The 18,310-nt window shown below is 33.7% G+C and carries 16 protein-coding genes and 2 rRNA genes; 15 read left to right on the top strand and 3 right to left on the bottom strand.

What is annotated here, in order from left to right; all coding sequences use genetic code 11:
• The 10 genes from KJA15_01525 to KJA15_01480 form a co-directional block, all read left to right on the top strand.
• A 23S ribosomal RNA gene (locus KJA15_01525) occupies positions 1-511 on the top strand; the annotation flags it as partial.
• A 43-nt stretch (positions 512-554) separates the two neighbouring features.
• A 5S ribosomal RNA gene (gene rrf / locus KJA15_01520) occupies positions 555-671 on the top strand.
• A 273-nt stretch (positions 672-944) separates the two neighbouring features.
• Positions 945-1,724 carry a rod shape-determining protein MreC gene (mreC, locus tag KJA15_01515; protein MBZ9572002.1) on the top strand — a complete coding sequence of 260 codons (780 nt, stop codon included), beginning with the start codon at positions 945-947 and terminating at the stop codon, positions 1,722-1,724.
• Positions 1,725-1,726: 2 nt separating this feature from the next.
• Complete coding sequence (locus KJA15_01510; GenBank protein ID MBZ9572001.1) at positions 1,727-2,029, top strand: hypothetical protein; 303 nt, start codon at positions 1,727-1,729, stop codon at positions 2,027-2,029.
• Positions 1,998-4,013, top strand: coding sequence for a penicillin-binding protein 2 (gene mrdA, locus KJA15_01505; GenBank protein ID MBZ9572000.1), 2,016 nt, complete (start codon positions 1,998-2,000; stop codon positions 4,011-4,013). Before KJA15_01510 ends, mrdA begins: the two co-directional genes overlap by 32 nt.
• 133 nt (positions 4,014-4,146) lie before the next feature.
• The gene (lysS, locus tag KJA15_01500) at positions 4,147-5,610 is read left to right on the top strand and encodes a lysine--tRNA ligase (protein ID MBZ9571999.1); all 1,464 of its coding nucleotides are present in this window, start codon (positions 4,147-4,149) and stop codon (positions 5,608-5,610) included.
• 67 nt (positions 5,611-5,677) lie between these two features.
• Entirely contained in the window at positions 5,678-6,229 is a 552-nt protein-coding gene (locus KJA15_01495) for an HDIG domain-containing protein (GenBank protein ID MBZ9571998.1), read from the top strand.
• Positions 6,230-6,280: 51 nt separating this feature from the next.
• Positions 6,281-7,549 (top strand): serine--tRNA ligase, encoded by a 1,269-nt coding sequence (gene serS / locus KJA15_01490; GenBank protein ID MBZ9571997.1) that lies wholly within the window; start codon positions 6,281-6,283, stop codon positions 7,547-7,549.
• The gene (locus KJA15_01485; protein MBZ9571996.1) at positions 7,546-8,322 is read left to right on the top strand and encodes an alpha/beta hydrolase; all 777 of its coding nucleotides are present in this window, start codon (positions 7,546-7,548) and stop codon (positions 8,320-8,322) included. Before serS ends, KJA15_01485 begins: the two co-directional genes overlap by 4 nt.
• Before the next feature lie 26 nt (positions 8,323-8,348).
• A complete protein-coding gene (locus tag KJA15_01480; protein MBZ9571995.1) occupies positions 8,349-10,088 on the top strand; it encodes a UDP-N-acetylmuramoyl-tripeptide--D-alanyl-D-alanine ligase in 1,740 nt (579 codons plus the stop codon).
• 72 nt (positions 10,089-10,160) lie between these two features.
• On the opposite strand, the gene KJA15_01475 is transcribed toward KJA15_01480, so the two are convergent.
• A complete protein-coding gene (locus tag KJA15_01475) occupies positions 10,161-10,379 on the bottom strand; it encodes a hypothetical protein (protein ID MBZ9571994.1) in 219 nt (72 codons plus the stop codon).
• A gap of 42 nt (positions 10,380-10,421) precedes the next feature.
• Between KJA15_01475 and KJA15_01470 the strand changes: the two genes are divergently transcribed.
• The 3 genes from KJA15_01470 to KJA15_01460 all read left to right on the top strand — a co-directional run bounded on the left by KJA15_01470 (position 10,422) and on the right by KJA15_01460 (position 13,690).
• Positions 10,422-11,696, top strand: a complete 1,275-nt coding sequence (locus KJA15_01470; GenBank protein ID MBZ9571993.1) for an aminotransferase class V-fold PLP-dependent enzyme — start codon at positions 10,422-10,424, stop codon at positions 11,694-11,696.
• Positions 11,686-12,711 carry a peptidoglycan bridge formation glycyltransferase FemA/FemB family protein gene (locus KJA15_01465; protein ID MBZ9571992.1) on the top strand — a complete coding sequence of 342 codons (1,026 nt, stop codon included), beginning with the start codon at positions 11,686-11,688 and terminating at the stop codon, positions 12,709-12,711. The genes KJA15_01470 and KJA15_01465 overlap by 11 nt, the downstream gene beginning before the upstream one ends.
• A gap of 184 nt (positions 12,712-12,895) precedes the next feature.
• Positions 12,896-13,690, top strand: a complete 795-nt coding sequence (locus KJA15_01460; GenBank protein MBZ9571991.1) for an FtsQ-type POTRA domain-containing protein — start codon at positions 12,896-12,898, stop codon at positions 13,688-13,690.
• Between the two features lie 32 nt (positions 13,691-13,722).
• Here KJA15_01460 and KJA15_01455 read toward each other — a convergent pair whose 3' ends face one another.
• Together KJA15_01455 and KJA15_01450 are read right to left on the bottom strand one after the other, a co-directional pair.
• Positions 13,723-15,486, bottom strand: coding sequence for a glycosyltransferase family 39 protein (locus KJA15_01455; protein ID MBZ9571990.1), 1,764 nt, complete (start codon positions 15,484-15,486; stop codon positions 13,723-13,725).
• A gap of 6 nt (positions 15,487-15,492) precedes the next feature.
• A complete protein-coding gene (locus KJA15_01450) occupies positions 15,493-17,076 on the bottom strand; it encodes a glycosyltransferase family 39 protein (protein ID MBZ9571989.1) in 1,584 nt (527 codons plus the stop codon).
• Between the two features lie 120 nt (positions 17,077-17,196).
• Between KJA15_01450 and KJA15_01445 the strand changes: the two genes are divergently transcribed.
• Complete coding sequence (locus KJA15_01445) at positions 17,197-17,397, top strand: hypothetical protein (protein ID MBZ9571988.1); 201 nt, start codon at positions 17,197-17,199, stop codon at positions 17,395-17,397.
• Positions 17,398-17,509: 112 nt separating this feature from the next.
• Positions 17,510-18,238, top strand: coding sequence for a hypothetical protein (locus KJA15_01440; GenBank protein MBZ9571987.1), 729 nt, complete (start codon positions 17,510-17,512; stop codon positions 18,236-18,238).
• Positions 18,239-18,310 lie beyond the last annotated feature (72 nt).

The raw sequence follows: 18,310 nt of genomic DNA, 5'->3' as shown, positions 1-18,310 counted from the left end.
GGAAACCAGAACTTAGTGAACCGACGGTGGTTAGTAGAATCGCCGAAGATCATCAGATAAAAGCTACCCCGGGGATAACAGGCTAGTAGGGCCCGCGAGTCCATATCAACGGCCCTGTTCGGCACCTCGATGTCGGCTCATCACATCCTGGGGGTGAACAAGCTCCCAAGGGTTTGGCTGTTCGCCAATTAAAGTGATACGTGAGCTGGGTTCAGAACGTCGTGAGACAGTTCGGTCCCTCTCTACCGCAGGCGTTTGAGTCTTGAGAGGAGTTCTCCCTAGTACGAGAGGATCGGGAGGAACCAACCTCTGGTCTACCAGCTGTTCCGCCAGGAGCATCGCTGGGTAGCTATCGTTGGGAACTGATAAGCGCTGAAAGCATCTAAGCACGAAGCAAACCTCAAGATTAGGACTCTTAGATTCCTCGGAGATTACGAGGTTGATAGGCTGTAGGTGTAAGTGCGGCAACGCATTGAGCCGAGCAGTACTAATAAATCATATATTTTTTGGCTAGCAATTAATAATCGTCATTACAGAAATATTAAAGGCGCTTTAGTGGCGGCTATACTGGAGTTGTTCCACCTGTTCCCATTCCGAACACAGAAGTGAAATACTCCAAGGCCGATGATAGTGCTTCCTTGTTGAGGTGTGAAAGTAGGTAGCCGCCACTAAAGCGCCTTTTTTTCGAATCCTAGGCCTCCGACGTAAATTTTGTCGGAGGCTATTTTTATTTTTCGGCGATTTCAAGGTTCCGCCGAGCAGAGCAAGGCACAGTTCTTATATTTTTCTTTAACCCTTTTTTTCTCTTAGTGGGCCGTGATTCCTACGATCGTAGAAATCACAGTCTTTTAAAGAGATACGAGACATTCAAGGTTCTTGAACAATTAGTGAAAGGTTCTTGAACAATTAGTGAAAGGTTCTTATAATGAAGTAATCTTTATAAAATGTCTAAAAAAAATAAAATTTTAATTATAGTTATTGGGATTTTACTTTTTTTATTCCTAAATTTTTTTCAAAAGGAAATCAGAAATTTTTTTTACAAAATTTCTGAACCAATTCAAAGAGTTTTATGGGGGGCAGGGGATAGGGTATCTGGTTTTTTTGAGACAATTACTAAAATAAATAAATTAAAAAAAGAGGCAGATGAGCTCAAACTTAAAAACCAAGAATTACTTGCTAAAATTGCTTTCTTGGAAGAATTAAAAAAGGAAAATGAAATTTTAAGAGAAGCCTTAAATATTGAGCTTCAAAAGGAATTTACCTTATCTTTCGCCCAAGTTCTTGGAAAAGATTCAATAAAAGATTCAATTTTAATAGATAAAGGTTCAAAAGATGGAATATCTGAGGGTTTTCCAGTAATTACTCAATCAAGAGTTCTTTTGGGAAAAATTAGTGAAGTTTATCAAAACTTCTCAAAAGTTTCCCTTATTTCTGATAAAGAGAACTCTTTTGATGCTAAAATCCAGGAGAGTGAGATTTACGGAGTAATAAAAGGTAAAGGAAGCCTGAAAGTATTTCTTGATCTTATCCCTCAAGATAAAGAAATTAGAGAAGGCGATTTAGTTGTTACCACTTCTCTGGGGGGAATTTTTCCACCAGGAATTTTGGTTGGCCAAATTGGAAAAGTAGGAAAAAGTGATATCTTACCCTTTCAAGAAGCAGAAATTTCCCCTATGTTTAGCCTCAACGAAGTAGAAAAAGTTTTTGTAATTTTAGAATATTGAATATGATATTAATTTATTTTCTATTTTTTTATCTTTTAGTTTTAATTCAGACCAGTTTTTTAATTCATTTTAATATTTTTGGGATAATTCCAAATTTTGTTTTAATTTCGGCTTTAATTTTAAATCTTTTTGAGAGACCAGAAAAAAATAATGGGATTTTGGTAGCTGCTTTCGGAGGATTTTTTCTAGATATTTTTTCTGAAAAATTCATTGGCTTCCAAACTCTAATTTTGCTGGGAATGGCAGTTTTTATAAAATTAATTTTAAAAAGATATGTTCGAATTCAAATTATCAAAAAAATCTAGAAAAAGGAAAGCGAAAGCCTATTTTAAAGACCACAGCCCTTCCACTCTCCCGCCTATTCGGCGGATCCCTGATATCGAACCTCATGATATTCTTTTGGATAAACTTGCCCAAAAAAAAGAAGAGGAGTTAGGTATATCAGAAAAAAAATTTGAAGTTCCGGTTCCCAAAAAGATTCTTCAAGGTTTCTGGGTAATTTCTTTAATTTTAATTTCCCTTCTTTTTTTAAAAACATTTCAACTTCAGGTGTTGGAAGGTAAACACTTTTTTACTTTAGCTGAGGAAAATAAATTTATAATTTATTTAATCCAAGCTGAACGGGGAGTGATTTATGATCGGAATTTGAACCAATTAGTCTGGAATAAACCCAGTTTTGATTTAGTCTTAGATGTTAGAGATTTGCCTCAATCTGATTTTGAAAAAACAAAAGTTTTAAAAGAAATCTCCGAAATCATTGATAAAAATCTTGAAAATTTGGAAAAAGAAATTTCAGAAAGTGAATCCTCTCGGATCTTAATTTCGGAAGGTCTTGACCATAAAACCTTAATAATTTTAGAGACAAAAATTAGAGAGTTCCCCGGTTTTCAAATTGTAAAAAATCCAATAAGAAATTATAAAGATGGAGAAATTTTCGCTCACCTTATTGGCTATACTGGAAAAATAAGGAGCGAAGAATTGAAAGCAGACCCAGAAAATTATTCAATTTTTGATTACGTTGGTCGAGATGGTCTAGAAAAATCTTATGAGAAGATTTTACGAAAAAACCCAGGAAAACTCCGGATTGAAAAAGATGTTCTTTCGAATATAATCTCCAAAGAAATTATTCAATTTCCCGAACCTGGGAAGAGTCTAGTTTTGTGGTTAGATTCTGAACTCCAGGAAAAAATTAAAGAAGAGTTGGAAAAAGGGATTAGAGCGGTCGGGGCAAAAAAAGGAGCGGCAGTAGTTTTGGATCCAAAAACTGGAGGAGTTTTAGCTTTAGTTTCCATTCCTGATTTTAACAATAATCTATTTCAAAAAGGCTCAGATCCAGTTGCCCTCGCCAATCTCTTGATCGATCCAAAAGAGCCTCTTTTTAATCGAGCTATCTCTGGGAAATATCCAGTAGGTTCCACTATCAAGCCCTTAATTGCCTCAGCTGCTTTGGAAGAAAAAATAATTAGGCCAGAAAAACAAATTAACTGCCAGGGATTAATTCAAGTTCCCCATGAATATATCCCAGAAGTTATTTATGAGTATAAGGACTGGAGGGTCCATGACTGGACCGGTCTCAAAAAAGCCATTGCTGAGTCCTGTAACGTTTATTTTTATACAGTTGGGGGAGGGTATGGAAAACAAGAAGGACTGGGCCCTTCAAGAATTAAAAAATATTTAGAACTTTTTGGCTGGGGAAATAAAACTCAAATTAATCTTCCCGGAGAAGAGGAAGGGTTAATCCCTGATCCTATTTGGAAAAAATCTTATTTTGAAAGAAAAGAAGATCAAGTCTGGCGGGATGGGGATACTTATAATCTTTCTATTGGCCAGGGTTACATTTCAGTTACCCCTCTTCAGGTAGCCACCGGCTTTGCCGCAATTGCCAATAATGGAAAACTTTTGAAACCTCAGGTTGTCCAGAAAATTGTTGATAGTGAAAAAAATTTGATTGAGGAAATTGAACCTGAAACTATTCGTCAAGGTTTTATTGATCCAAAAAATCTTCAAATTGTCAGGGAAGGAATGAGGCAGGCAGTGACTGGAGAAAATAGCCCTCATGCCTCAGCTGTTTTGTTAAATTCTTTACCAGTTTCGAGTGCTGCCAAAACTGGAACGGCTGAATTAGAAAACGATTATTATCACAACTGGGTAACAGTAATCGCTCCCTATGATAATCCCCAGATAGTTTTAACCCTTGTTATTGAGAATGTAAAAGAAGCCCAAGTAGCTGCTCTGCCATTGGCACAGAGGGTGCTAAATTGGTATTTCACTCAGGGGGTTAATTTTTAGGAAAATCGCTTGGCTATCACTTTTTAGGGTACGTCAATTTGTAGCCTCGCTCTAAAGTTTTTCATTTTTTAAATTATCCCCCTCGTTTTATTTTGACCTCAATAATAAAATTAGTTAAAATAAAAATAGTCTTATGGCGACAATTGATGAAATAAGAAAAAATCGCCTAAAAAAACTGGAGGCAATTGAAAAAGCTGGCCTTTTGGTTTATCCGATAAAGACAAAGAGAACCCATAAAATAGCCGAAGCCTTAAAAGGTTTCTCTGCGATATCCCGATCAAAGAAAGAAATAATTCTGGTAGGAAGAATTAAATTTCAAAGAGTACATGGTGGTTCAACTTTTTTACATATTGAGGATGGAACTGCTAAAATTCAGGCCTACCTTAGAAAAAATAAATTAGGAGAAAAAGGCTATAAATTTTTCTTGGGCAATTTTGATATCGGAGATTTTATTGAGGTGAGAGGAATTTTATTTAAAACCAAAAAAGGTGAAAAGACGATTGAGGCTTCAGATTTTAAAATGTTGGCCAAAGGCCTTTTACCCCTTCCGGAAAAATGGCATGGCTTAAAAGATATTGAAGAAAGATTTAGAAAAAGATATTTGGATTTAATTTTTAACCCTGAGGTTAAGAAGAAATTTAAAATTCGCTCAAAAATTATAGGAGAAATTCGGAATTTCTTAGAGAAAGAAGGATTCTTAGAAGTTGAGACCCCAATTTTACAGCCAATTTATGGAGGAGCAAGGGCAAGACCTTTTAAAACCTACTTGAATGCCTTAGATATTGATTTATATTTAAGAATCTCTCCTGAACTTTATCTCAAACGTCTTTTGGTGGGGGGGTTCGAAAAGGTTTATGAAATCGGAAAGTGTTTTAGAAATGAAGGTATGGATAGGTCTCACAATCCTGACTTTACCATGTTCGAATTTTACTGGGCTTATGCTAATTACAAAGATTTAATGAAATTAACCGAAAGGATGCTTGAAGCCATACTCAAAAAATTATTTGGCAAACTTGAAATTTCATATCAAGGGAAAAAGGTCAATTTTAAAACTCCTTGGCCGAGAATTGAGTTTTCTCAACTCATTAAAAAAAAGACAAAAATAAATTTAGACGAAATAAACCGGGATGCTTTAGCTAAAAGAGCCCTAAAATTAGGAGTCTTAATTAAAAAAGGAGCCCCGAAGGCTGAAATTGCTGATGAAATCTATAAAAAATTTTGCCGGCCAAAAATCTGGCAACCAACTTTTGTTATTCATTTTCCCTTGGGGTTTCAGCCTTTAGCTAAGGCTTTGGAGAAAAATCCAGAAAAATTAGCCAATTTCCAGTTAGTTGTTGCTGGTTGGGAGATGATTAATGCCTTTTCTGAACTTAATAATCCACTTGAGCAAAGGAAAAGATTTAAAGAACAAGAAAAACTTTTTAAAGGAGGTTTTAAGGAAGCCCAGAGAATGGACGAGGATTTTCTAGAGGCTTTAGAATATGGTATGCCGCTAGCTGCCGGCTTTGGAATGGGTATTGATAGATTAGTTTCTTTATTAACCGATTTTTATAGCTTAAGAGAAGCGATTTTATTTCCAACCATGAGGCCCCGTTAGAAATTTCCAGGGGCTAAATATTGTTCAGGTAAATAAAAATAAGATTTCTAAACGGGGTGAAGTCAAAATGAATCGAGAAACGGCTTTAAAATTAGTTCAAGAAAAAATAAAAAATTTAAATTTAATAAAGCATTCTTTAGCTGTTGAGGCTTGTCTAAGGGCTTTGGCTAGGCATTTTAATGAGAACGAAGAAAAGTGGGCCTTAACCGGGTTATTACATGACATTGATTATGAAGAAACCAAAGATGACCCAAAAGCGCACTCAATATTAGGAGCCCAGATTCTTGAAAAGTTAGGGTTAGATTCGGAAATTGTCCAGGCAGTCAAAACCCATAATGAAATTCATGGAATAAAACCTGAAGGACTGATGGCTAAAGCCTTATTTTGTGTTGATCCTTTAACTGGTTTAATTGTCGCCGCTACTTTAGTTTTACCTGGTAAAAAGATAAATGATTTAACCGCAGAAAATGTTTTAAATCGATTTAAAGAAAAGGCTTTTGCCAGGGGCGCTAAAAGAGAAATTATTGCCAAATGTTCAGAAATTGGTTTAAGCTTAGAAGGATTTGTCGCAATCTGTCTTAAAGCAATGAAGGAGATAAGCGATCAATTGGGATTATAAATTAGACTACGACCCACCCATCGCCCTTTAGTCCACCCTCCCACCCTAAATATGTTAGATATAAAATTTATAAGAAACAATCCAGATATTGTCAAAGAGGGATGCCAAAAAAAACAGGTCAAAGTTGATATTGATCGAATTTTGAAGCTAGATAAAGAAAGAAGAGACCTTATAAAAAAAAGAGATGAATTGAGGGCTCAACATCGCGATACTAGTAGTATAGTGGCGAGAGATGTCACTGGGCCAGGGCCAATATCTATAAAAATAGAAAAGGGAAGGGAGGAAAGAGAAGAAATAAAGAATTACGATGAAAAATTAAAAGAAATTGAAAAAGAGTTGCAGGATTTAATGCTTCAAGTTCCCATTCCGCCAGCCCCTGATGTTCCCGAGGGAAAAACAGAGGAAGATAACGTCCCGGTGAAATTTTGGGGAAAACTACCAAAATTTAATTTTTCTCCAAAAGATTATATTACTCTTATGGAGTCTTTAGACCTTTTAGATCTTAAGCGTGGGACGAAGATTGGTGGATTCAGGCAATATGTGATTAAAAATGAGGCAGTTTTACTTGAACAAGTTCTTCTTCGATGGTCGCTTGATTACTTAATCAAAAAAGGTTTTATCCCCTTCAGGCCAACAGTGATGGTGAAAGAGTTTGCTATGACTGGGACAGGAATGTTTCCGAGGGGTAGGGAAGATACTTATGTAACGAGTGATGATTTATTCTTAGCTGGAACTACAGAAGTTCCTTTAATGGCATATCATGCCAATGAGATATTAGAAGAAAAAGAATTACCAAAGAAATATGTTGGGATCTCTGAGGCATTTCGGAGAGAAGTAGGGAGTTATGGTAAAGATGTTAAGGGAATTTTTCGGGTTCATGAGTTTTGGCAGACTGAACAGGTTATTATTTGTAAAAACGATGAAAAAAAGTCAATAAAATGGCATGAAGAACTTCTTAAAAACTCTGAGGAACTTATGCAAGCTTTGGATTTGCCATATCGAGTAGTTAATTGTTGTGCAGGAGACTTGGCTGATGGTCAGGTTAAAAGATACGATATTGAAGCTTGGATTCCTTCTCAGAAGAGGTATCGCGAGACTCATTCAGACTCCTACCTCTTCGATTTCCAAACCCGCCGCTTAAACATTCGCTATCGAACCAAAGATGGTAAGATTAAATTTGCCCACTCACTAAATGATACTGGGATTGCTGTGCCAAGAATTCTAGCTGCCATCATCGAAAATTATCAAAGAAAAGATGGAAAAATTAATGTTCCGAAAGTTCTACAAAAATATCTTCCTTTCAAAGTAATTAAAAGATGACAGAGGAAAAAGTAATTTTAATTAACAATTTAAAAGTCAATTTCAAAATAGAGGGAGAGGGAGAACCTCTTTTAATTTTGCATGGTTGGGGAGGATCATCAGATTCCTGGATTGAAGTTCGGAAAATTTTAGCCAATCAGGGGTTTTTAGTAATTTGCCTCGATTTACCGGGATTTGGGAAAAGTATTAGCCCTCCCATTCCCTGGACAGTGAGAGATTATAGTGATTTTTTATTAAATTTTATTAAAAATCTCAAGTTAGAAAAAATAATTTTAATGGGTCATTCTTTTGGTGGGAGAATAACAATAAAATTTGCCAGATTATATCCTGAAAAGTTAAAAAATTTAATTTTGTGCGCTTCAGCAGGAATTAAACATAGTTTCAATACTCGCCAGAAAATATTTTTCAATTTAGCCCGTCTCGGAAATTTTTTATTTTCTAAAGGATTTTTAAAAAGATTTAAAGACTCAGCTAGAAATATTTTCTATTTATTTTTACGCCAGAGAGATTATCAAAAGGTAAAAGGAGTAATGAAAGAAACTTTCAAAAAAGTAGTGGCAGAAGATCTTCTTCCTGAACTTTCTCAGATTAAAACAAAGACTCTAATTATTTGGGGAGAAAGAGATAAGTCAGTTCCCTTAGAAGATGCCTATTTAATGAAAGAAAGAATTCCCCACTCAATTTTAGAGATTATCCCAAAAGCCCCTCACACCCCTAATCTAGAAGTTCCAGAAAAACTAGCTGAAATCATAACACATTTCCTACGATCGTGAGAAATATGTCATATTTAAGTTAAAAGATGGCTAATTTTTTTCCTTTAAGTATTTTTTTAAGCCTTTTTTGGTTTATCAGTAAAACCAAAATTTTCTTATTTTATCTTTACCTTTGGCAACTAAAAGAATATCATATTGGAAGGTTTCGAGCTCATTTTCAAACAGAAAAAGGAAAGGAACTAATATTTAATCCACTTATTTTTTTAAAAATAGTCCTAATTCTCATTTTTTTTATTTTCCCAGCCTCCCTCCCCATTCTTTTATTATTTTTGTATTTCATTGAATCAAGCCAGGCCTTTAGAAATTTTCTCCAAAAGAAACTAAAAAAGCCAGTTTTGACTAAAAAAACTACCCTTTTAATCTTAGTAATTTTGTTCTTTGAAATCTTTTTCCTTTTTACCCTCTTTTTTAATATAAAGAATATTACCCGATTTGCTTTCTGGCTTCTTGTTTTTGATATCTTGACTCCACTAATTGCTTCTCTAATAGTTCTTCTCCTTCAACCTTTAACAGTTTTGGCAAGATGGCACATTATTCAAAAAGCCAAGAAAAAAAGAGAGAAATTTAAAGATTTAATAGTTGTTGGCATTACCGGAAGCTTCGGCAAAACCTCAACCAAAGAATTTCTAGCAACTATTTTAGAAGAAAAGTTTTCCCCCTCTATTCGTCAAAAAACGAACTATGGAGGATCCGCCGTAGCCTCTGGCGAAGGCGGCAAAGTTTTAAAAACTTTCGGGCATCAAAATAGTGAAATTGGCATTTCCCAATGTATTTTAAATGATTTAAAACCTGAACACCAAATTTTTATTGTTGAGATGGGGGCTTACAATCGGGGAGGAATAAAGCTTCTTTGTGATATTACTAAGCCAAAAATTGGCATTTTAACTGGAATTAATGAACAGCACCTGGCTACCTTTGGCTCTCAAGAAAATATCATTAAAACAAAATATGAACTCATTGAATCTTTACCAGGAGATGGTCTGGCCATTTTTAATGGTAATAATAAATATTGTGTCCAACTTTATCAAAAAACAAAAATACCAAAAAAAATCTATCGTAGTACATTTCCTACGATCGTAGAAAATACACTACAGGGGGACATTTGGACAGAAGAGATTAAGGTTGAGAAAGACTCTCTTTCTTTTAAAGTTTTTTCAAACGATGGGGATTGGGCTAATTTTAAAGTAAATCTTTTAGGAGCTCAAAATGCCCCAAATCTTTTAGCAGCAATTTGTGTTGCCAAAGAATTGGGAATGTCATTTCAAGAAATTTCCAAAGCCTGTCAGAAAATTAAACCTTGGCAAGGGGGAGTGAAATTATTAAAAGCCCGCCTGCCGGCGAGGCAGGGAAAAAATGGTTTAAATATTATTGATTCAACTTATTCAACCAATCCTGATGGAGTAATCTATCATTTGGAATATTTAAAAATCTGGAAAGGAAAAAAAATAATTGTTATGCCTTGTTTGATTGAATTAGGTAAGACAACAATTGAGGTTCACAAGAGAATAGGGGAGAGGATTGGTCAGGTTTGCAATTTGGCAATTATTACCACAAAAGAAAGATTTAAAGAGATAAAAGAAGAAGCAGTAAAGAGTGGGATATCAGAGGAAAATATTTTATTTTTAAAAGATCCTAGAGCAATTTTTGAGAAGATCAAAATTTTTATTGAGGGAGACTTGTCCTCCGAAGCCCGAAGGGCGAAGGAAGATGTAATACTTTTAGAAAGTAGGGTACCTAATCAGTTAATTAATTTATTAATTGAATAAAAAATACCGCATTTGATAAATGCGGCACCTTTGGAATACGAGAGTTGTTAAAGAGCTGCTGAATTAAGGATTCTATTGAATGAGATATGTTAGTTCTTCATCAACGAGGAAAACGCTAGGTACTCCTAGAAGTCTACCTCGAACAATATCTCCCCCGGGCTTATAATCACCGTGGAACTTTGTAGCCACTTTTTTAAGAGCTTTGCTTCTAGATTCAGCTAAGACTACCCCTATGAGTTCCTTGTGTCTTTCCTGTTCTGTTTTCAGAAGATAGAGACAAAAAGCTTTCATTCTCTCACCTCCTTATTTTTTGTAATTTAACTATACACCCTTATGAAATTTTGTCAAGGATTTAAGCCAATTACAATTTCTTTATCTCCAAATACTGAAAAAGATGACATTGATTTAGCTTTAAAATTAATTTTTCAGCCAAAGAAATGGAAAGAAGGACCTGAAATTAAAAATTTAGAACAAAATTTTAAAAAATATTTAGGGGTAAAAAATACCTTTTCTTTTAATAGCGGCCGCTCAGCTTTTTTGGCAATTTTAGAGGCTTTAGAAATAGGAGGAGGAGACGAGGTTTTATTACAAGCTTTCACTTGTAATGCAGCAATAAATCCAATTTTGAAAAAGGGAGCTGAACCTGTTTTTGTTGATATAGATGATACTATAAATATGGATCCAGAAGACTTGAGAAAAAAGATCACTTCTCGATCAAAAGCAGTAATGATTCAACATAATTTTGGTTGGCCAGCTAAAATAAGCGAGATTTTAAAAATTACTAAAGAGCATAATTTATTCTTAATTGAAGATTCTGCCCATTCATTGGGAGCCAAATTTAAAGGAAAGTTTTGTGGAACTTTTGGCGACGTAGCTTTTTTTTCTTTTGGCCGAGATAAAATAATTTCTTCTGTATTTGGAGGAATGGCAGTCACTAATAATGAGAAACTAGCTGAAAAAATAAAAGAATTCCAAGAAAGAATAGATTACCCCTCCAATTTCTGGATTTTTCAACAACTTCTGCATCCAATTTTGGTAAATTATTTAATAATACCAGCTTACGGTTTAGGTCCTAATTTAGGAAGAATTCTTCTGGGCTTATCCCATAAACTCTCTATTCTCTCTAAAGCAGTTCATAGAGAAGAAAAAAAGGGAAGGATTCCGAAATATTTCCCAAAACGTCTCCCAAATGTACTATCCATTTTAGCTCTAAATCAATTTAGAAAATTGGAAAGGTTTAACAAGCACCGGAGAGAAATTGCTAATTTTTATCAAAAAGAACTTAAAAATACTAATTTTCTTCTTCCTTTAGCTAAAGCAAGAGAAGAAAGGGTTCCGACTTTCCTTCGTTATCCAATTTTGCTAAATTTTGATACAGATGAAATTTTAAAAAAAGCCAGAAAGAGAAAAATTTATCTGGATGATGGTTGGAGAAAAAGCCCAATAGTCCCTTTAGATACTAACATTGAAAAGATGAGATATCTTTCAGGTAGCTGTCCGGAATCTGAAAAAGTAGCTCAAGCTATTTTGAACTTGCCAACCCATATCAACATTTCTCAAAAACAAGCCAAAAAAATTGCTGATTTCTTAAAAATCTATGGAGATTAAAAAAATTCAAATTAAAGAAGTTTGGGAAGGTTTCCTTTCGGGATGTAAAGAAAAGACATTTTTGCAATCCTGGAATTGGGGAGAATTTCAAAAAATGATGGGAAACAAAATCTGGAGATTTGGAATTTTTGAAAATGACAACTTAATTTCTACTGCCTTTTTCTATAAAATTCAGGCTAAGAGAGGAACTTTTTTGTTTTTGCCCCACAGCCTGGTTTTCAAGCAACAAGCAACAAGCAACAAGCAACAAGTTTTGAAAATATTATTAGAAAAATTAAAAAAGATTGCAAAAGAGGAAAATGCAAGTTTTATTAGGGTAGGTCCAATTTTAGAGGGAACTAAAGAAAATATTGAAATTTTCAAAAATTTAGGTTTTAGAAACGCTCCTATTCATATCCACCCAGAACTGACCTGGGAATTGGATATTTCACCCTTGAAAGAGGAACTCTTGAAAAATATGCGAAAAACTACCCGTTATTTAATTCGCAAATCTCCAAAAGAGGGAGTGGAAATATTCAGTAGTCAAAATCCAAAAGATCTTGAAATTTTTTATAAACTCTATCGGGATGTAGTTTCACGCCAAAAATTTATCCCTTTCTCTCTAAAATATTTAAAAAATGAATTTTCGAGTTTTTCACCCGATAATCAAATTTTGATTTTTTTTGGAAAATACAAAAATGAAATTATTTCTTCTGGAATTTTCATTTTCTGGCAAAATTTAGCCTTTTATCATCATGGAGCTTCTTTGTTAAGATATTCAAAGATTCCGGCCTCTTATTCTTTACTCTGGGAGGCAATATTAAAGGCAAAAAAAAGAGGCTGTCAAAAATTTAATTTTTGGGGAATAGCTTCAAAAGAAAATCCAAAACATCCCTGGGCTGGTTTAACTTTATTTAAAAAAGGCTTTGGGGGTTATAAAAAAGAATATGTTAAAACTCAAGATTTTCCCATTTCCCAAAAATATTGGTTAACTTTTATTTTTGAAAAAATAAGAAAAACAAAAAGAGGTTTTTAGAAACCTCTTTTACACAGGAGGGGTCGGGAGGATTGGGTATCCTCCCGTGGTGGAAAAATAGGAGGTTGTTGGAGACAACCGACGTAAGAAACCAAAGGTTTCTTAGGAGTGAGCCCGAAGGTTGCCGAAGGCAACCGCCAGCCGTAAGGCCGGATGAGGGCGAGCGACAAAAGAGGTTTTTAAGATGAGAAAGAAATTTAGAAGACCTTATAAAATTAAAAGAAAAAAATCGATTTTGAAAAATCGGTTTTTCTGGTTAACTCTCTTAATTTTAATTATTTCTGGAGTTATTTTTTATTTTTTTATTTTCTCCTCATTTTTTCAGGTAGAAAGAGTTATTGTTTCTGGTAATGAGAAGGTTTCAAAAGAAAATATTAAAGCTGTAGTTGAAAGTAACTTAGAGGAAAAAATTTTATTTTTTCCTACCAAAAGCATTTTTCTAGTTAATTTAAATAAAATTAAAAAAGATGTCTTAAATAGCTTTCTTCAAATAGCTGAGATTGAAATTAGCCGGGGATTCCCTGATAGTTTAAATATTATTGTGGTAGAGAGATTGGCAATTGCTACTTTTTGCCAAGAGGAGAATTGTTTTTTGCTGGATAATAAAGGAATTATCTTTGAGAAGGCTCAGTTAGAGACAAATTTACTCAAAATTAAAGATAGACAAAATATTCCCCTTTCTGTTTTAGGAGAAAAGGTGATTGAAAAAGATTATCTTGAGAAAATTTTAAGAATTCAAAAAAATATTTCAGAAGAACTTAAAATTGAAGTTGAGGAACTTATCGCCCTTAGTGAACGTTTAAATGTTAAAACCATTGAGAGTTGGGAAATTTATTTTGATCTAAAAGGAGACATCGCTTGGCAACTGACAAAACTGAGTTTAGTCTTAAAAGAAAAAATCCCTTCAGAAAATCGAAAGGATTTAGAATATATTGAGCTAAGATTTGGCAACTTAGCCACCTTTAGATACAAACGATAGTGGACCCCTTTTTTATAAAAAGGGGTCCATTTTCAATCTATATAATAGACGAAGATTGAATGACCAATTTTTTCTATGGGTTCTTCTTGGTCAAGCCAACGATAGTAACTATGAGGTTGATTAAAGCCAGGGACTGGTATTCCCCGGCCACCTTGCAAAAAAGTGACTGATACAGCTAAATAACTTCCTTTTGGCAATTCTCTTGGATCTTTAGTGCCCCACCAAGGGGCAAATTTTTCTTTTAAATAATATTTAGCATCCCCGCCACCAAAATAATCAACATAAATTTTTTCGATTTTATTTTCATTGACCCATTTTTTTAATCTTTTTAAATCTTGCCCCCAATCTAAATTAGAATTAACACTATAGATGAAACCTTGATCAGGTCCGCCAGCTATTTCATTAAAGTAAGATAAAAAATGAGGATAAATGGAAATAACTGAAGTTATTTGCCATAGAATCAGGATTCCTAAAATTAAATATTTTATTCCAAAAGGAGGGGATTTTAACCAGGAGGTTATAACGATACTAACTAAAATAAAAGTAAAAGGAAATGTTGGTAAAAGATGGCGAACCCCAATATTGAGATTAGAAATCAGGCTGGCTGTCCAGTAAATTCCAATAAAACAGAGCATGGCAAATTCTGGAAAATGATTTTTTAGCCAATCAAAAAGTCTTCGAAAAGTATTGACCCAGAAAAGTCTTTTAATCAGCCAGCTAATATAAAGCAAGGCCAGAATTGTTAAAATATGAAAGGCCAAAGGCTCTTTTATGATATAGACTATTGGAAAATAATTTCTCCAGCCAGTGGCTGAAATCTCTCCCAGAAAATAGGTTGTATGGCCACCTGCTCCTCTTTGTAAAACCAGAAAAAGCCCTAAAAGATATTGAGCATAGGGTCTCAAAATTGGTTTATCTGCCATCCAACTTACTAAATTAACTAAGCTTTTGTTTCCAAAAGAGGAAAGTAAAAATTCAGTATCCCTGACCTGTCTTTCTTTGGGATAATCTAAAACGTGATATTGATAAACTGGCCAGATTAAGAGATAAGCAATAACCAAGATTAAAACAAAACATAAAAGATAAATACCAAAAAATTTTAGAAATGATTTAAAATCAAATGCCTTAATTACTGCCCAAGCTAAAATTAAAATTCCAAAACAGGGAAAGAGGAAAATTACTGAAAACTTTGCCAATTGGGCAAGGCCTAAGGAGATTCCAGCAATTATTAAATTTTTCTTGGAGGAATTTTTTAAAAACTTAACAAAATAATAAGTAGCAATGAATACTCCGGCTGCCGCTCCAACATCAGTGGTTACTAATTTTCCGTGGGCAAGAAAAGTCGGTGAAAAAGAAAATAAAAATAGAGATATCAGAGCAGCTTTATTACCAAAAAGCTCTTTTGTCCATAAAAAAATATAAAATCCAAGTAAAATTAAGATTAAAATCATTGGAATTCTTCCCCAAAAAATCATTTGGTCTGCCGGATTACCAGTTTTATATAAAAAGTGATAGCCAAATCCCCATTGGCCATTAATATCTTCTTTCCAGTTTTTAATATCTTGTGGAAAATTTATACCTTTGATAAAAAGCAGGGGAAGGGCAGATAAATCTTTTATTAAGGGAGGATGCTCAGGATTTAATCTCATATCCTTTTGGGTCAGATATGAGTAACCCGATGGTAAATGGGCAACCTCATCCATGGTGGCAGAATCATCTTTCATACTGAAAATAGTTATGAAGAACACAAATATTAACAAAAGAGCGGCAATAAAATTGGTGAGGCGATTAGACATATTTAGTTAAAAATTAATTTTATATACAAAAAATCCTTCTTTTTCTTCTATTTTTCCTCCAGGGAATCTTTTTGAAAATTCACCAAATATATTCTGGTCGTATTTCATCGGGACAATTACTGTTTTTTTATCTATCTTAATCTGATCTAAGTCTTCTGGCAATAGATAAGTTGATTGAGGGGAATCATATTTTATATTCTCAATGAACATGATGGTCTGAGCTGGCATCGGAATGCCATCTGGCCAAGGAACAGAAACTCCTGGCTCATTAACAATTACATATTTTTTTGCTTCTTTCGGTAAAGAATTTAAAAAATAACCAATTTCAGCAAATCTTTTTGTAAAAGCTCCTTCAACTTCTGGGCTTTTTCCCCAATCAAAAAAGTATTTATTAAATTCAGAATAAGAGATAGCAATAAGGAATAAAAGACAGGCGAAAAATAACATTTTTTTTCTTTTAGTATTTTTCTCAAAAAATTGGTAAATTTTCCAGCTAGCTAGCCCAACAAAAACATAAACTACTGGAATTATGCCAATTACTCTTAGAGAGTGGGGGACTCCTTCGAAAGTTAAAATACCTGGTAAGAGTAGGATAAAGAACCAGGACAGTAGTAACCAGTAATCAGTGACCAGTACCCAGTTTTTATTTTTTGTTGACGATATACATTCTTTGAATGAAATAGCAATTCCAATTAAAAATAAAATCCCCAATGGCCAAGGGAGCATCGGTGAACCTGAAAAATTGTGACGCCAATTTGAATCGCCATAAAAATTAAACATTGCCAGATGTTGAATAAGACTTACACTAAAGGCTTTGATAGGATTTTCAGTGGCAAATATCGAAATAGGAGCGGCCCGGGAAATAAAGTATTGGGGATTTTTTAAAAAATAAATTCCAATTGGTAAAGCTGTAATAAAAACAGAAAACAAAAAACAGCAGACAAAAAACAGAATTTTTTTTGATTGCCCCTCTTTTCTGTAAATAAACCAAAAAGGAATTAAAATAACCAGAAGAATTAAGACAGCGAATCTAAAAGAAATATAAGTATAAAAACCTAAACCAAAGAATATCCCCGAAATTATAAAATCCAAAATCTTTCTTCGGCGAAGGCCTCTTAATAGAAAATAAAAAGAAAAAACTAAGATAAAAGGAAGTAAGATTGCCCGAAAGCCAATCCTAGAAAAATTAGTGTGCCAGAAAGAAGTAGCCAAAAAGAAACTGGTCAAAAGAGCAATATTTGTAGCCTGGAGCCTGGAGTTTGGAGTTTGAGCGAATAACTCTTTTACTAATAAATAAAATCCAAAGACAGTGAAAATACCGATTATTGCAGCTACTATTTTTATTGACCAGATTTTCACTCCAAAAATTGAAAAAGATAAGGAAATTAAATTAATAAAAAGGCCTTCTCGGCCATTATTTTCAGGATAAAAGACTTTAAAATTCCCAGTTTTCAGAGCAGTTAAGGCTTCATTTCCATTTATTGCCACATCAGGATAAAGTCCTGGCGGAATTGAATTTAACTGCCATAGTCTAAAAAAGGCAGCAATAATAAGGATAATAATTAATAAAATCAGAGTCCTTTTATCCATTAAACTATTTTAGCAGATTCAATTTAAAAAATATACCTCCTCAGTTCTTGACAAATTTTTTATAGATGCTATAATTAAAGAGTTTGAAAATTGAATAAAGGAGATGAAAAATTGCTCTTTATGACAGAAAGTTCGATCTATAAAATCGACAAGATGGAAGAAAAGTTTGTACTACAAAAAGTAACCGGTCGTTCAGGCTGCTCCCCAACGAAGCTTCCTCCTGTTGAAGGTGATAAAGTTGAGATCACTTTGAAAGATATTTTTCTCTATAAAAATGGAGTTATAGTAGCACGGATTTCATCTCTTGTCGAAGTCTTCTAAAAAGGAAGCCTAAAAAGTATCAAAAAATACTTAACTAGCTTCCTCTTTTTTTCATACCCGAATTATCACTCTCGGGTCTTGACCGCTAATTTTGGTTTGCTATAATGGATACATGAAAATAACTGAGCGCCAAGAACAAATATTAAATAGTGTAGTCAATGATTATATCGATTTAGCAAAACCCATTAGCTCTGAACTTTTAGAGAGAAAGTATGATTTTAGGATTTCTCCGGCAACAATTAGAATCGAGATGCAAAAATTAACTGATCTTGGATTTTTGTATCAACCTCATACTTCAGCTGGTAGAATCCCTACTGATAAAGGTTTTAGATTTTTTGTTGATCGTTTATTTAAAGAAGAATTTTTAGAATTTTCTGATAAAGAATTTTTTAAAGAAATTAAAAGAATAGAACGCCAAATTGAAGATTCTCTGAAGTTTTCTCGGGAAATTACCAAAATTTTAGCCTCCCTTTCTTCCAATTTAGCCCTTTCTTATCTTTTTGATGAGAAAATCTTTTGGAAAGAAGGTTGGCAAGAAACTTTCGATGAGCCTGAATTTGAAAATATTGAATATGTTAAAAATTTTTTGGAAATGGTTGAGAGTTTTGAAAAGAACATTGAGGATTTTATTTTCGAAAATAGACACCTGCCTAAAATAAAAGTTTATATTGGTAAAGAAAATCCAATCCCAAAATCAAAAGATTTTAGTTTAATAATTTCTCAAAGTAAATTTCCCAAAAGAAAAAAGGCAACCTTAGCAATTTTGGGCCCAAAAAGAATGGCTTATCAGAAAAACATTGGCTTGATTAACTCATTAATGAAAATATTGGCAGAATATTAATGTAGTATAAATTCTACGATTGTAGAAAATGTATTACAATTAATTTTATAGTTCTATCTGAATTATAAATTA

The sequence above is a fragment of the Patescibacteria group bacterium genome, from assembly GCA_020148145.1.
Classification (GTDB): Bacteria; Patescibacteriota; Minisyncoccia; order Minisyncoccales; family JAHCRE01; genus JAHCRE01.
Note: the sequence above shows the minus strand (reverse complement) of the source record. Positions and strands in the feature narration are given on the sequence as shown.

Excerpts from the sequence above, each read along its gene's own strand:
- KJA15_01445 (MBZ9571988.1), top strand. The coding sequence starts at position 17,197 with ATGACAGAAAGTTCGATCTATAAAATCGACAAGATGGAAGAAAAGTTT.
- KJA15_01475 (MBZ9571994.1), bottom strand. The coding sequence starts at position 10,379 with ATGAAAGCTTTTTGTCTCTATCTTCTGAAAACAGAACAGGAAAGACAC.
- KJA15_01450 (MBZ9571989.1), bottom strand. The coding sequence starts at position 17,076 with ATGGATAAAAGGACTCTGATTTTATTAATTATTATCCTTATTATTGCT.
- KJA15_01495 (MBZ9571998.1), top strand. The coding sequence starts at position 5,678 with ATGAATCGAGAAACGGCTTTAAAATTAGTTCAAGAAAAAATAAAAAAT.
- mreC (MBZ9572002.1), top strand. The coding sequence starts at position 945 with ATGTCTAAAAAAAATAAAATTTTAATTATAGTTATTGGGATTTTACTT.
- lysS (MBZ9571999.1), top strand. The coding sequence starts at position 4,147 with ATGGCGACAATTGATGAAATAAGAAAAAATCGCCTAAAAAAACTGGAG.
- KJA15_01440 (MBZ9571987.1), top strand. The coding sequence starts at position 17,510 with ATGAAAATAACTGAGCGCCAAGAACAAATATTAAATAGTGTAGTCAAT.
- serS (MBZ9571997.1), top strand. The coding sequence starts at position 6,281 with ATGTTAGATATAAAATTTATAAGAAACAATCCAGATATTGTCAAAGAG.
- KJA15_01465 (MBZ9571992.1), top strand. The coding sequence starts at position 11,686 with ATGGAGATTAAAAAAATTCAAATTAAAGAAGTTTGGGAAGGTTTCCTT.
- KJA15_01470 (MBZ9571993.1), top strand. The coding sequence starts at position 10,422 with ATGAAATTTTGTCAAGGATTTAAGCCAATTACAATTTCTTTATCTCCA.
- KJA15_01460 (MBZ9571991.1), top strand. The coding sequence starts at position 12,896 with ATGAGAAAGAAATTTAGAAGACCTTATAAAATTAAAAGAAAAAAATCG.
- KJA15_01510 (MBZ9572001.1), top strand. The coding sequence starts at position 1,727 with ATGATATTAATTTATTTTCTATTTTTTTATCTTTTAGTTTTAATTCAG.
- KJA15_01455 (MBZ9571990.1), bottom strand. The coding sequence starts at position 15,486 with ATGTCTAATCGCCTCACCAATTTTATTGCCGCTCTTTTGTTAATATTT.
- KJA15_01480 (MBZ9571995.1), top strand. The coding sequence starts at position 8,349 with ATGGCTAATTTTTTTCCTTTAAGTATTTTTTTAAGCCTTTTTTGGTTT.
- KJA15_01485 (MBZ9571996.1), top strand. The coding sequence starts at position 7,546 with ATGACAGAGGAAAAAGTAATTTTAATTAACAATTTAAAAGTCAATTTC.
- mrdA (MBZ9572000.1), top strand. The coding sequence starts at position 1,998 with ATGTTCGAATTCAAATTATCAAAAAAATCTAGAAAAAGGAAAGCGAAA.